Annotated in this window: 13 protein-coding genes; 11 read left to right on the forward strand and 2 right to left on the reverse strand. The window is 74.4% G+C overall.

From position 1 onward, the window contains the following. Positions 1-144 precede the first annotated feature (144 nt). Positions 145-1,620 carry a DUF222 domain-containing protein gene (locus tag ACI79H_RS09020; RefSeq protein WP_456554035.1) on the forward strand — a complete coding sequence of 492 codons (1,476 nt, stop codon included), beginning with the start codon at positions 145-147 and terminating at the stop codon, positions 1,618-1,620. 68 nt (positions 1,621-1,688) lie between these two features. Here the strand turns inward: ACI79H_RS09020 and ACI79H_RS09025 are convergent, their stop codons facing one another. Next, positions 1,689-2,309 carry a hypothetical protein gene (locus tag ACI79H_RS09025; protein ID WP_456554036.1) on the reverse strand — a complete coding sequence of 207 codons (621 nt, stop codon included), beginning with the start codon at positions 2,307-2,309 and terminating at the stop codon, positions 1,689-1,691. Between the two features lie 76 nt (positions 2,310-2,385). Between ACI79H_RS09025 and ald the strand changes: the two genes are divergently transcribed. The 10 genes from ald to der all read left to right on the forward strand — a co-directional run bounded on the left by ald (position 2,386) and on the right by der (position 11,211). Beyond that, positions 2,386-3,501, forward strand: a complete 1,116-nt coding sequence (ald, locus tag ACI79H_RS09030; RefSeq protein ID WP_456554037.1) for an alanine dehydrogenase — start codon at positions 2,386-2,388, stop codon at positions 3,499-3,501. A 50-nt stretch (positions 3,502-3,551) separates the two neighbouring features. Further along, positions 3,552-4,472, forward strand: coding sequence for a site-specific tyrosine recombinase XerD (xerD, locus tag ACI79H_RS09035; RefSeq protein WP_456554038.1), 921 nt, complete (start codon positions 3,552-3,554; stop codon positions 4,470-4,472). 212 nt (positions 4,473-4,684) lie between these two features. After that, positions 4,685-5,590 (forward strand): ParA family protein, encoded by a 906-nt coding sequence (locus tag ACI79H_RS09040; RefSeq protein ID WP_456554039.1) that lies wholly within the window; start codon positions 4,685-4,687, stop codon positions 5,588-5,590. Beyond that, entirely contained in the window at positions 5,587-6,105 is a 519-nt protein-coding gene (locus ACI79H_RS09045) for a hypothetical protein (protein WP_456554040.1), read from the forward strand. The genes ACI79H_RS09040 and ACI79H_RS09045 overlap by 4 nt, the downstream gene beginning before the upstream one ends. A gap of 26 nt (positions 6,106-6,131) precedes the next feature. Further along, complete coding sequence (locus ACI79H_RS09050; protein ID WP_456554041.1) at positions 6,132-6,983, forward strand: segregation and condensation protein A; 852 nt, start codon at positions 6,132-6,134, stop codon at positions 6,981-6,983. Then, positions 6,980-7,819, forward strand: a complete 840-nt coding sequence (gene scpB / locus ACI79H_RS09055; RefSeq protein ID WP_456554042.1) for an SMC-Scp complex subunit ScpB — start codon at positions 6,980-6,982, stop codon at positions 7,817-7,819. Before ACI79H_RS09050 ends, scpB begins: the two co-directional genes overlap by 4 nt. 66 nt (positions 7,820-7,885) lie before the next feature. Next, positions 7,886-8,728 carry a pseudouridine synthase gene (locus ACI79H_RS09060; protein WP_456554043.1) on the forward strand — a complete coding sequence of 281 codons (843 nt, stop codon included), beginning with the start codon at positions 7,886-7,888 and terminating at the stop codon, positions 8,726-8,728. A 79-nt stretch (positions 8,729-8,807) separates the two neighbouring features. Next, positions 8,808-9,170, forward strand: coding sequence for a chorismate mutase (aroH, locus tag ACI79H_RS09065; protein ID WP_456554044.1), 363 nt, complete (start codon positions 8,808-8,810; stop codon positions 9,168-9,170). Then, entirely contained in the window at positions 9,167-9,868 is a 702-nt protein-coding gene (gene cmk, locus ACI79H_RS09070; RefSeq protein WP_456554045.1) for a (d)CMP kinase, read from the forward strand. Before aroH ends, cmk begins: the two co-directional genes overlap by 4 nt. Next, positions 9,865-11,211: a ribosome biogenesis GTPase Der gene (gene der / locus ACI79H_RS09075; protein WP_456554046.1), complete on the forward strand. Its 1,347-nt coding sequence runs from the start codon at positions 9,865-9,867 to the stop codon at positions 11,209-11,211. The genes cmk and der overlap by 4 nt, the downstream gene beginning before the upstream one ends. A 36-nt stretch (positions 11,212-11,247) precedes the next feature. On the opposite strand, the gene ACI79H_RS09080 is transcribed toward der, so the two are convergent. Next, positions 11,248-13,398 carry an MMPL family transporter gene (locus tag ACI79H_RS09080; RefSeq protein ID WP_456554047.1) on the reverse strand — a complete coding sequence of 717 codons (2,151 nt, stop codon included), beginning with the start codon at positions 13,396-13,398 and terminating at the stop codon, positions 11,248-11,250. Between the last annotated feature and the right edge of the window lie 18 nt (positions 13,399-13,416).

The following is a 13,416-nucleotide window of genomic DNA, read 5'->3' on the forward strand; positions in this document are numbered from 1 at the left end:
GGGGCCCCTCCGCCCCCGGAGGTGTTTCGTTCGCCCTGGCTCACCTGCCCAGCCTGGTCGCCGACGTGGACGGGCGCGACCACGGCCGACCGATCGTCCCTCTGACCAGCGGGAACTGTCAGAGGTGGCCCGTAGGTTCGGGGCATGGAGACGCTGGCCGGCAGGTCCCTCGTGGAGGGGGTGCTGATCGACTGGGTGCACGCCCAGCCGGAGCCGCGCAGGCGCTTCTCGCCGCCGGCCGAGTGGCTGGACGACGTCCAGGTCGCCCGGGAGCTGGCCGCCATCCAGCGCGACCGGGCCCGGCAGACCGCCCGCGAGGCCGAGCTCATCCTGCGGCTGGCCGAACTCCGGCCGGACACCGACGACCCGGCGCCCGGGGCGGCCGGTGCCCGGCGGAGGACCTGGCGGGCGACCGACTCGGAGTTCACCGGCGTGAGCGAGTTCTTCCCCGACGAGCTGGCCCACGCGATCAACCTGGGCCGGGGCACCGCGTCGTTCCGGGCCCGGCGTGCGTTCACCTGGCGGGAGAACCTGCCGGCGACGTTCGCGGCCCTCAGCGAGGGGCGGCTCGACGAGCGGCGAGCCGGTGTCCTCGCCGAGGCGCTGCAGTCCGCGGCGCCGGAGCTGGCCCGGGCGGTGGAGGCGGCGCTGCTCGCCGAGGCCGACCAGCTGTCGCCGAACCGCCTGCGAACGCGGGCGCTGGAGCTGCTGGCCGAGCTGGACCCCGACGCAGGGGAGGCCCGCCGCCAGGAGGCCCGGCGGGCCGCCGACGTCACGGCCGTGCCCGCCCCCGACGGCATGGCCACGCTGACCGCGGACATGACCGCCGAGGAGGCGGCCGCCTGCTACGCGGTCGTCGACCAGCTGGCCGCGATGGCGAAGGCCGACGGCGACGAGCGGCCGATCGGGCAGATCCGCTCGGCCATCACGGCGATGCTCATCCTCCGCCCGGCCGACCACGGGCTCCCCGGTGTGACGGTGCAGCTGACCGTCACCGCCGCCCTCGACGGGCTGGAGGGCACCAGCACCCGAGGTGGCGAGGTGGACGGGTTCCCGATCACCGCCGCGCACCTGCGGGAGCTGCTCCGCCGGATCGAGGCGATGGGCCTGACCACCCCGGCCGGCGGTTCCCTCGCGTTCGCGATCACCGACGAGCGGGGGCAGTTGCTCGCCACCGTGACCGCCGCCGAGCTCGCCCGACGCGCGGCACGGGGGTGCGTCGAGCACCCTGGGTCCGACGACTGCGGGTGCGCCGTGCTCGGCCCACCCGACGACGTTGACTCCTACGTCCCCGGCGCCGCGCAGCGCCGGTTCGTCACGACCCGCGACCGGCGGTGCCGGTTCCCGAACTGCGGTCAGCGGGTCGGGCTGGCCGACCTCGACCACGTGGTCGCGCACTCCGCCGGTGGCCGGACCGCCTGCGGCAACCTCTGCTGCGCCTGCCGCTCACACCACCGGTTGAAGACCTTCGCCCCGGACTGGGCCTTCCGCCTGGACGGCGACGGGACGCTGCACGTCACCAGCCCGTCAGGTGTCACCCGGACGACCCGGCCGCCGGGTCTGCGACCACCGCGACGCGAGCCGCCGGGATCGCATGAGGACGACCCGCCACCGTTCTGACCGACGACACCGACATGTCGACGCAACCGCACGTCGACGAGTCGACATGTCGCGTGCCCGATCGAGGATCAGCTCCCGGGCAGCCGCAACCCCAGCCGGTCGAGCTCGAGAGCGGCCAGGCTCCGCACCGCCGCCGGGTCGCCCGCCCGCCACGCGGCGCCGGTGCCCTGCGGCAGGGCGGCCAGGCGGGGGAGGGGTGCGGTCGCCATCGCCCGGGCGGCCAGCAGTTCCAGATCCGGCGCGCCGGTCGGGCCACCGGCCAGGACGCGGCCGGCCGCCGTGGCCTCCTGCACCCAGCGGGTGCGCCACGGCAGCCAGCGCAGCAGCAGCCATCCGACCGGCAGCACCACCAGCGCCACGGCCAGGACGGCGGCCAGCGTGCCGACGGCGTCCTGCGCACTCTGCCCGGCGCCGCGCACCGAGCCGCTGGCCTCGGCCAGCGCCTCGAACGGGGAGGCGAGCTCGTCGCCGACCACCGGCACGTCCTCGGCGGCCCCCGCCGCCGAGCCCATGCTGCCGGCCACCGAGCGCCCGAGGTCCTCCACCGCCTCGCCGGGGCCGGCCAGCAGCAGCACCGCCCCGTGCGCCGCCCGCGCCGCGAGCACCCAGCCGACGGTCCACACCAGCAGGCCGACGTCAGCGGCGAGCTGACGCAGGCGGAGGGCGGGGTTCTGGGCGTACAGGCGCATCCGCCCATCCTTGGATCGGCCGCGGAGGACCGCAGGTCGGAGGTGCGGCACGGGGCTCGTGCCTAGACTCCGGCGCATGCGGATCGGGGTGCCCCGAGAGGTCAAGAGCGGCGAGTACCGCGTCGCGCTCACCCCGGCCGGCGTGACCGAGCTGACGCGGTCCGGGCACGAGGTGCTCGTCGAGCGCGGCGCGGGCGAAGGATCCTCGATCCCCGACGACGACTTCGGGTCCGCCGGTGCGCGGCTGGTCCCGGGCGCCGACGACGTGTGGGCCGACGCCGAGCTGCTGCTCAAGGTGAAGGAACCGGTCGCCGAGGAGTACGGCCGGATGCGCCGCGACCAGACGCTGTTCACCTACCTCCACCTGGCCGCGTCCAAGGAGTGCACCGACGCCCTGGTCACCTCCGGCACCACCGCGATCGCCTACGAGACGGTGCAGACCGCCGGCGGCGCGCTGCCGCTGCTCGCGCCGATGTCCGAGGTCGCCGGGCGGATGGCACCCCAGGTCGGCGCGCACGCCCTCGAACGCGCCCACGGTGGCCGTGGGGTGCTGCTCGGCGGGGTGTCCGGCGTGCACGCGGCGAAGGTCGTCGTCCTGGGGGCGGGGGTGTCCGGCATGAACGCCGCCGCGATCGCTCTCGGCATGCAGGCCCACGTCGTCGTGCTGGACAAGGACATCGACAAGCTGCGCGCCGCCGACCGCATCTACCAGGGGCACCTGCAGACCGTCGCCTCCACCGCGTTCGAGGTGGAGCGGGCGGTGCTCGACGCCGACCTGGTGATCGGCGCGGTGCTCGTGCCCGGCGCCCGCGCGCCCGTGCTGGTCACCAACGAGCTGGTCGCGCGGATGAAGCCGGGGTCGGTGCTCGTCGACATCGCCGTCGACCAGGGCGGCTGCTTCGAGGACACCCGGCCCACGACGCACGACGAGCCGACCTTCCGCGTGCACGGCTCGGTCTTCTACTGCGTGGCCAACATGCCCGGCGCGGTGCCCAACACCTCGACCCACGCGCTGACCAACGTGACGTTGCCCTACGTCATGGCCCTGGCCGAGCTGGGCACGGCCGCCGCGGTGGCGGCCGACCCGGCGCTGGCCCGGGGCGTGAACGTCGCCGGGGGCTCGGTCGTCCTGCCCGAGGTGGCGGAGGCGCACGGGTTGACCGCCGCACCGCTGGGCGAGGTGCTGTCCTGACCGTCGCCGACGTCCCGCCGCGCGTCGCCGGGTCCGACGTGGACCGGGCCGTGACCGGCTACCTAGACCACCTGACCGTGGAGCGCGGCCTGGCCGCCAACACCATCGCCTCCTACCGGCGCGACCTGCGCCGGTACACGGAGTACCTGGACGCGGCGGGCGTGCGCGGGCTGCGCGAGATCAGCGAGTCGGACGTCGCCGGCTTCCTCGCGGCCCTGCGGCGCGGGGACGACGACCACCCGCCGCTGTCGGCGACCTCGGCGGCCCGGGCGGTCGTCGCCGTCCGCGGGCTGCACCGGTTCTGCCTGCTCGACGGCCTCGTCCCGGACGACGTCGCCGCCGAGGTGCGTCCGCCGACCCCGGCCCGGCGGCTGCCCAAGGCGGTACCGGTGGAGCAGGTGGTGGCCCTCATCGAGGCGGCCGGCTCGGTCGAGGGACCGCGGGGGCTCCGCGACCGGGCATTGCTCGAGCTGCTGTACGGCACCGGCGCGCGCATCTCCGAGGCCGTCGGGCTGGCCGTCGACGACCTCGACCGGGGCCAGGCGACGGTGCGGCTCGCGGGCAAGGGCGGCAAGGAGCGCATCGTCCCGGTCGGCAGCTACGCGCTGAGGGCTGTCGAGGACTACCTGGTGCGGGCGCGGCCGGAGCTCGCCGGGAAGAGCCGGGGCGGGGTGCGCGGGGGCGCGCTGTTCCTCAACGTGCGGGGCGGTCCGCTCTCGCGGCAGAGCGCCTGGCAGATCCTCCGGACCGCGGCCGAGCGGGCCGGCAGCAGCGAGCTGGCGAGCTCGGTCTCGCCGCACACCCTGCGGCACTCCTTCGCCACCCACCTGCTCGACGGCGGCGCCGACGTCCGGGTCGTGCAGGAGTTGCTCGGCCACGCGTCGGTGACCACCACGCAGGTCTACACGCTGGTGACCGTGGACCGGCTGCGCGAGATCTACGCGACCAGCCACCCGCGGGCGCTCAGCTGACAGCTGGACGGTCGGGTCTTCGGCAGGTTCTGCTGCCGTTTCGGCTGTAGCAGTCACATCCGTTGTCACTCGTCGCCATGTCGACATGTCCACGGCGCGTTGCCTTGGGCAGCAGGGCGACTGTTCGTAGCTTCTTCCTCACCCGAGCGGACAGGACGGCTGACCGCACCCGGAGCACCGGGATCGGGCACGAGTGCGGAGGCGACAGACCCATGGCGATCCGAGCGGACGCGGCCCCCGCCGTCGCGCGCCCGCGCGACGGCGACCCGGAGATGGGTGCCGCCGCCTCGCGGCAGGACCCGGCACGCGCCCGGCAGCGGCCGCTGCCGGACCCCAAGCCGCTGACCGAGCACGGTCCGGCCCGCGTCATCGCGATGTGCAACCAGAAGGGCGGCGTCGGGAAGACGACGTCGACGATCAACCTGGGTGCCGCGCTGACCGAGTTCGGGCGCAAGGTGCTGCTCATCGACCTGGACCCGCAGGGTGCCCTGTCGGTCGGTCTGGGCGTGCCGGCGCAGACCATGGACCGCACGATCTACAACGCGCTCATGGAGCGCCGGACCTCGCTGCGGGACGTGCGCGTGCACACCGACGTCCCCGGCCTGGACCTGGTGCCCAGCAACATCGACCTCTCCGCCGCCGAGGTGCAGCTGGTCAGCGAGGTCGCCCGCGAGCAGACCCTGCTGCGCGTGCTCGCCGACGTGCGCGACGAGTACGACTACATCCTCATCGACTGCCAGCCCTCGCTGGGCCTGCTCACGGTCAACGCCCTGACCGCCGCGCAGGGCGTGATGATCCCGCTGGAGTGCGAGTTCTTCTCGCTGCGCGGGGTGGCGCTGCTGGTCGACACCATCGACAAGGTCAAGGAGCGGCTCAACCCGCAGCTGGAGATCTCCGGCATCCTCGCCACGATGTACGACCCCCGCACCGTGCACTGCAAGGAGGTGTTCAGCCGGGTGGTCGAGGCCTTCGGCGACACCGTCTTCCAGACCGTCATCCAGCGCACCGTGCGCTTCCCGGAGACCACCGTCGCCGGGCAGCCCATCACCACGTGGGCGCCGACCTCCTCCGGCGCCTCGGCCTACCGCGACCTGGCCAAGGAGGTGCTGGCGCTGTGACGAGGCGACCCGTCCTCCCCGGTGCCTCGGAGCTGTTCCGCCGCACCGACTCCAGCTCCTCGGTGCCCGAGGTCACCGAGCTGCCCAGCCTCAGCAGCACCGTGAGCTCGCCGGCCCTGCGCGGCTCGGCGAGCCGGCGCGCCGAGGAGCCGGCGGCCGAGGCCGCCCCGGCCAGCCCGCTCACCCTGGTCCCCGGGGGTGCCGAGTCGACCGGCGACGACGAGCTCGCCGCCTTCCGCAGCGCGCCGGCACCCGCCCCGGTGCTCAAGCCGACGGTGCCCACCCGGGGCCGGCCGGCCCGCGGCCGCGAGCGGACCAAGCACGACGAGAAGATCACCGTCTACATCTCGGCCGACGAGCTCATGGCCCTGGAGACGGCGCGGCTGACCCTGCGCGGACAGCACGGCGTGGCCGCCGACCGCGGCCGCATCGTCCGCGAGGCGATCTCGGTGATCCTCGCCGACCTGGCCGAGCGCGGCGAGGACTCCGTCCTGGTGCGCCGCCTCCAGGGCTGAGCCCCGGGCGGTCCTAGGCTGCGGGGGTGACCGAGGCGCAGCCGGCATCGCGCTTCACCGTCCGGCTGACCAACTTCGAGGGTCCCTTCGACCTCCTGCTGCAGCTGATCGGCAAGCACAAGCTCGACGTCACCGAGATCGCGCTGTCGCAGGTCACCGACGAGTTCATCGCCCACCTGCGCGCACTCGGCGACGAGCTGGACCTGGACCAGGCCAGCGAATTCCTGGTCGTCGCCTCCACGCTGCTCGACCTCAAGGCCGCCCGGCTGCTGCCGGCCGCCGAGGTCGACGACGAGGAGGACCTCGAGCTGCTCGAGGCGCGCGACCTGCTCTTCGCCCGGCTGCTGCAGTACAAGGCCTACAAGCAGGCCGCGGCCTTCCTGCGCGAGCGCGAGGCCGACGCCGTCCGCCGGTTCCCGCGGGTGGCCGCGCTGGAGCCGCGCTTCGCCGACCTGGTGCCCGAGGTGCGGCTGGACCTCACGCCCGAGCAGTTCGCCGCCCTGGCCGCGCGCGCCCTGGCGCCGAAGGCCCCCGAGGTGGTCGGCGTCGGGCACCTGCACGCCCCGCCGGTCAGCGTGAGCGAGCAGCTGGTCGCCGTCCGCGACCACCTGGCCCGGGCCGGGACCCTCTCCTTCCGGGCGCTCACCGCGGACTGCTCGCACACCCTCGAGGTCGTCGCCCGGTTCCTGGCGCTGCTCGAGCTCTACCGGCAGCAGCGGGTGACCTTCGAGCAGCTGACGCCGCTGGGGGAGCTGCACGTGCGCTGGTCCGGGCGGGCGCCGGCCGGTGAGCCGGTCGACGTCGACGGCGCGCTGCCCGACGCAGCCCCGGACGACGCGGACGACACCGGGACCGACATCGACGAGGAGTACTCGTGAGCAGCGACGACGACCGGCCGGTCGAGCCGGCGCCGATCTCCTGGGAGGCGCTCGCCGCCGAGCTCGCGGCCACCCGGGAGGAGGCCGCCCGCCGCGGCGAGGACGACCCCGCCGCCTGGGACGCCGTCGCCGCGGAGCTCGCGGCCCGCGTCTCCGAGCTGCCGGTCGACGAGCCGGACGTCGCCCCCGTCCCGCTGGAGGACGACGCCGACGCACCGGCCGCCGTCCCCGCGCCACCGCCGGCCGACCCGGAACCGGAGCCGGAGCCGGAGCCCCTGGAGCTGCTCGACCCGGGTGAGCTGCGCGGCGGGCTGGAGGCCCTGCTGTTCGTGGTGGACGACCCGATCGACGAGGCGACCCTCGCCGGGGCGCTGCGCTGCGACGTCGGCCAGGTCCGCGAGGGCCTGGCCGAGCTCGCCGAGCACTACGACGCCCGCTCGGCCGGGATCACGCTGCGCCGCGTGGGGGAGGGGTGGCGGCTCTACACCCGCGAGGAGCACGCCGGCGTCGTCGGGCGGTACCTCGTCGACGGGCAGCGCAGCCGGCTGACCCAGGCGGCGCTGGAGACCCTCGCCGTCATCGCCTACCGGCAGCCGGTCACCCGCGCGCGGGTGGCGGCCATCCGCGGCGTCGGTGTGGACGGTGTCATGCGCACGCTGATCACCCGCGGCCTGGTGTCCGAGGTGGGCAGCGACCCGGACAGCGGGGGTGGGCTGTACGCGACGACGCCGCTGTTCCTCGAGCGGCTCGGGCTGACCAGCCTCGCGGACCTGCCGGAGCTCGCGCCGCTGCTGCCCGAGACCGCGGCCGTCCTGGACGAGCACCCCGACAGCTGAGCCGGCGGAGGTGTGCCCCGACGGCGTGGCGTTCGGCGGGCTGCGGAGGTGGGAGACTGGGCGGCGATGAACGCTGCGATCCCGGACGACGAGCACACCACCGAGGCCGGCGAGGGCTGGTCGGAGGACATGGAGCTGGCTCCTGCCCACCCCGGCGACCGCGCCCCCTCGGGCGACGGCGACCGCGAGGGGGAGCGGCTGCAGAAGGTGCTCGCCCGGGCCGGCGTGGGGAGCCGGCGGGTCAGCGAGGACATGATCGACGCCGGCCGGATCAGCGTGAACGGTTCGGTCGTGCGGGTCCAGGGCATGCGGGTCGACCCGGTCAACGACAAGATCGCCGTCGACGGCGTCCGGATCGAGATCCGCGACGACCGGGTCACCTACGCGCTGAACAAGCCGCCGGGCGTCATCACCGCGATGAGCGACGACCGCAACCGCCCCACCGTGGGGGACATGGTCGGGGACCTCGCCCCGGGCCTCGTGCACGTCGGCCGGCTCGACCAGGACACCGAGGGCCTGCTGCTGCTCACCACCGACGGCGAGCTGGCCCACCGGCTGGCCCACCCGTCCTACGGCGTGCGCAAGACCTACCTCGCGCAGGTGTCGGGATCGGTCCCGCGCGACCTGGCCAAGCGGCTGCGCGGCGGCATCGAGCTGGAGGACGGGCCGGTGAAGGTCGACTCGTTCCGGGTCGTCGACACCCACGCCGGCCAGTCCGTGGTCGAGGTGGTGCTGCACGAGGGCCGCAAGCACATCGTCCGCCGGCTGCTGGCCGAGGTCGGGCTGCCGGTCTCCCGGCTGACCCGCACCGCGGTCGGCCCCATCGAGCTGCGGGCGATGCGGTCGGGGACCATCCGCAAGCTGAGCCGTCAGGAGCTCGGCGCGCTGTCGGAGCTGGTCGGGCTCTGAGCGGGCGGCCCCTCGACGGGCCGAAACTAGACTTCGCGTGGCCCCGTGGTCGGGGCTGCCGTCTGAACGAGGAGTGTGCATGGCCGTCCGAGCCATCCGGGGCGCGACCCAGGTCGACGCCGACGACCGGGAGCAGGTGCTCGAGGCGACCCGCGAGCTGGTGAGCACCGTGCTGGAGCGCAACGCGCTGGAGCACGACGACGTCATCAGCATCCTGTTCACCGCCACCCCCGACCTGGTGTCGGAGTTCCCGGCGCTGGCCGCGCGCGAGCTGGGCATGGGCGACGTGCCGCTGATGTGCGCCACCGAGATCGCCGTGCCGCACGCGCTGCCGCGGGTGCTCCGCCTCATGGCGCACGTGGACACCCCCCGTCGCCGTGCCGAGATCCAGCACGTCTACCTGCGCGGCGCGGCCGCGCTGCGCCGGGACATCGCCCAGTGACCGCGCAGCACGGCTTCCGCGGCGCGGTGACCCTCGACGGCCCGTCGGGCACCGGCAAGTCCAGCGTCGCCCGGGGCGTCGCGGCCCGGCTGGGGGCGGCCTACCTGGACACCGGCGCGATGTACCGCGCGGCCACCGTCGCCGTCCTGGACGCCGCCGTCGACCCCGAGGACGCCGAGGCCGTCGCCCGGGTCGTCGCCGGGGCGCGCATCGAGGTCGGCACCGAGGCGGGCACCGAGCGCGTCGAGGTCGACGGCGTCGACGTCGCCGTCCGCATCCGGAGCGCGGAGGTGACCGGTGCGGTGTCCGCCGTCTCCGCGGTGCCGGCCGTGCGCCGGCAGCTCGTCGCCCAGCAGCGCGACCTGGTGGCGGCGCACGACGCCGTCGTCGTCGAGGGCCGCGACATCGGCACCGTCGTGCTGCCCGACGCGACGCTCAAGGTCTACCTGACCGCGGCCCCGGAGATCCGCGCCCAGCGCCGGGCGGGGCAGCTGGGGCTCACCGACCCCGCGCGGATCGATGCCCTGGCCGCGGATCTGCGCCGCCGGGACGAGTACGACAGCAGCCGGGCCGACAGCCCGCTGCGACCGGCCGCGGACGCCGTGGTCGTGGACAGCAGCGAGCTGGACCAGCAGGCCGTGGTGGACCGCATCGTGGAGCTGGCCGGCTCCGCGCTGGTGACGGGGGATCGCTCGTGACGGAGAACCAGGGCGGGCCGCTGCCCGTCGTCGCCATCGTGGGCCGCCCGAACGTGGGCAAGTCGACGCTGGTCAACCGCATCCTCGGCCGGCGCGCCGCCGTCGTGCAGGACGTCCCGGGCGTGACGCGCGACCGCATCTCCTACGAGGCGCTGTGGAACGGCAAGCGCTTCACCGTGATGGACACCGGCGGCTGGGACCCGAAGGCCAGCGGCATCGGCGCGTCGATCACCCGCCAGGCCGAGTTCGCCATGGGGACCGCCGACGTCATCGTCCTGGTGGTCGACAGCCAGGTCGGGGCCACCGACACCGACCTGGCCGCCGCGCGGGTGCTGCGCCGCAGCGACCGGCCGGTCATCCTCGTGGCCAACAAGGTCGACGACGAGCGCAGCGAGGCCAACGTCGCCGAGCTGTGGGGCCTGGGCATGGGGGAGCCCCAGCCGGTCAGCGCGCTGCACGGCCGCTCCAGCGGCGACCTGCTCGACCTGATCCTCGACGCGCTGCCCGAGGCACCGCGCGAGCAGGAGCACGAGGAGGGCCCGCGCCGCGTGGCGCTGGTCGGCCGGCCGAACGTCGGCAAGTCCAGCCTGCTCAACCGGCTGGCCAAGGACGAGCGATCGGTGGTCGACTCCGTCGCGGGGACCACGGTCGACCCGGTCGACTCGATCGTCACCCTCGGCGGCGAGGAGTGGCGCTTCGTCGACACGGCGGGGCTGCGCCGCAAGGTGAACACCGCCAGCGGCATGGAGTACTACGCCAGCCTGCGCACCGAGGCCGCGATCCAGGCCGCCGAGGTCTGCGTCGTCCTGCTGGCCGCCGACGAGGTGATCAGCGAGCAGGACCAGCGGGTCATCACCCAGGTCGTCGAGGCCGGCCGCGCCCTGGTGCTGGCCTTCAACAAGTGGGACACCCTCGACGAGGACCGGCACGACCAGCTCGAGCGCGAGATCGATCGCGACCTGGCCCACGTGAAGTGGGCGACGCGGGTGAACATCTCCGCCTCCACCGGCCGGGGCGTCGGCAAGCTCGCCGATCACCTGCGCTGGGCCCTGGCCTCGTGGGAGAAGCGCATCCCGACCGCCGAGCTCAACCAGTTCGTCCGGGCGCTGGTGCAGGAGACGCCGCCGCCGGCGCGCGGGGGCCGCGCGCCCAAGATCAAGTACGTCACGCAGGCCGACGTCCGCCCGCCGCGCTTCGTGGTCTTCTCCACGGGCTTCCTGGAGGCCGGGTACCGGCGGTTCCTGCAGCGCAAGCTGCGCGAGCAGTTCGGCTTCTCCGGCACCCCGATCGAGGTCTCGGTCAAGGTGCGCGAGGGCCGCGACCGGGACGCCAAGCGCGGCTGACGGGGGAGGGCCGGCGGGCGCCGGCCCTCCCACCGCTCACTGCCCGGGGCGGACGCCGCCCGGGGCGTCCTGCCGCGTCCGGGGTGCGGGCACCTTCACGTCCGCGGCGCGGACGGGCTCCGGCTCGTCCTCCTGCTGCGCCAGCCGGCTGGGCCACCACATGTGCCGGCCCACGTCCAGGTTGAGCGCGGTGACCAGCACCGACCGCACGACGATCGTGTCCAGCAGGACGCCGAGCGCCACGGCGATGCCCAGCTGGGTGAGGAACGTCAGGGGCAGGGTGCCCAGGACTGCGAACGTCGCGGCGAGGACCAGGCCGGCCGAGGTGATCACGCCACCCGTGGCCGCCAGCCCGATGAGGGCCGCGCGCCGGGTGCCGTGGTCGTGCGCCTCCTCGCGCACCCGGGTCATCAGGAAGATGTTGTAGTCGATGCCCAGCGCGACCAGGAAGACGAAGACGAACAGCGGGAACGAGCTGTCCGTCGTCCCGACGCCGAGGGCCCAGTCGAAGATCAGCGCGCTGATGCCGAGCGCGGCCCCGTAGGACAGCACGACGGTGGCGATCAGGATCAGCGGTGCCACGACCGCCCGCAGGAGCACGCCCAGCACCAGCAGCACGACGCCCATGATGAGCGGGATGATCACCCGGTTGTCGCGCTGGGAGGCGGTCTGCACGTCGAGGTTGACGGCGGTGTTGCCGCCCACCAGCGCCTCGCCGTCGCCCACGTCGTCGAGCTCGGCGCGCAGCCGGTCGATGGTGTCGTAGGCGGCCTGGCTGTCCGCCGGGTCGGCCAGCGTCGCCTCGATGAGCGCGGCGTCCCCGGTGAGCTGCGGGTCGGCGGTGGCCTCGATGCCCTCGGTGGCCAGCGTCGCTGCGGCGACGTCGTCCGCGTCGGCCGCGGTGGTCAGCACGTAGACCGGGTTGCCGGCCGACGCCGGGAAGTGCCGGCTGGCGACCTCCTCGCCGGTGATCGACTCCGGCGTGCCGCGGAAGCCGTCGGCCTGGCTGAGGCCCTTGGCGTCCAGGCCGAAGAGCCCGAGGCTCGCCGCGAGCAGCAGCACGGTGGTGACGATCCACACCGCGCGGGGGCGAGGCTTGATCAGCCCGCCCACGCGGGACCAGAACCCCGTCGCGCTCGGCTCGGGGCTGCCCAGCGCGGGGCGCACCGGCCAGAAGACCCAGCGGCCGCAGATGACCAGCAGGGCGGGGAGCAGGGTCATGAGCACGACGAGCGTGACGCCCACGCCGATGGCCGCGACCGGGCCCAGGCCGGCGGTCGAGTTCATCGTCGCGAAGACCAGGCACAGCATGCCCAGGATCACGGTGCCGCCGCTGGCCAGCACCCCCGGACCTGCGCGGTGCACGGCCTCGGTCATCGCCTCGTGCCGATCGGCGTGCAGCCGCAGCTCCTCCCGGTAGCGGGCGACGAGCAGCAGCGCGTAGTCGGTGCCGGCGCCGATCACCAGGACGGTCAGGATGCTGGCGCTCTGCGCGTTGACCGTGAGGTCGGCGTGGCGCGCCAGCAGGGTGATCAGCGCCTGCGAGCAGAACAGCGCCACCACCGAGGAGAAGATCGGCAGGATCCACAGCACCGGGCTGCGGTAGGTGAACAGCAGGATCAGGATGACCACGCCGAGGGCGGCGAACAGCAGCGCACCGTCGATGCCCTCGAACGCCTCGGAGGAGTCGGCGGCGTTGCCGGCGGGTCCGGTGACCCAGGTGTCCAGGCCGTCGGGTCCGTCGGCGGCGACCTCGCGCATGTCGTCGACCAGCGGGGCGATCGCCTCCCAGCCCTCGGCGCCCATGTTCAGCGGCACGACCAGCTCGGCCGCCTCGCCGTCCTCGGAGAGGATCGGGCCGACGATCTCCCCGTCGAGGTCCTCCAACCCACCGAAGGCGGTGGCGTCGTCCGTGATCGCGACGAGGTCGTCGTCGGTCAGGCCGCTGGTCCGCTCGTAGACGACGACGGCCTGGATGACGTCGGGGTCCGAGCCCAACTCGGCCTGCAGCTCGATCGCCCGCGTGGACTCGGCATCACCGGGCAGCCACGAGGAGACCTCGTTGTCCTGCTCGTCGGTGAGCGCGCCTGCCAGCGGTCCCGAGGCGGCGGCGAGCACCAGCCAGAAGACGAGGATGACCCACTTGAAGCGCCGGTGGCTCACCTTGGATGCGAACGTCCTGCCCATGACGCGGTCCCTCCGGCG

This window comes from Blastococcus sp. SYSU D01042 (assembly GCF_054050515.1).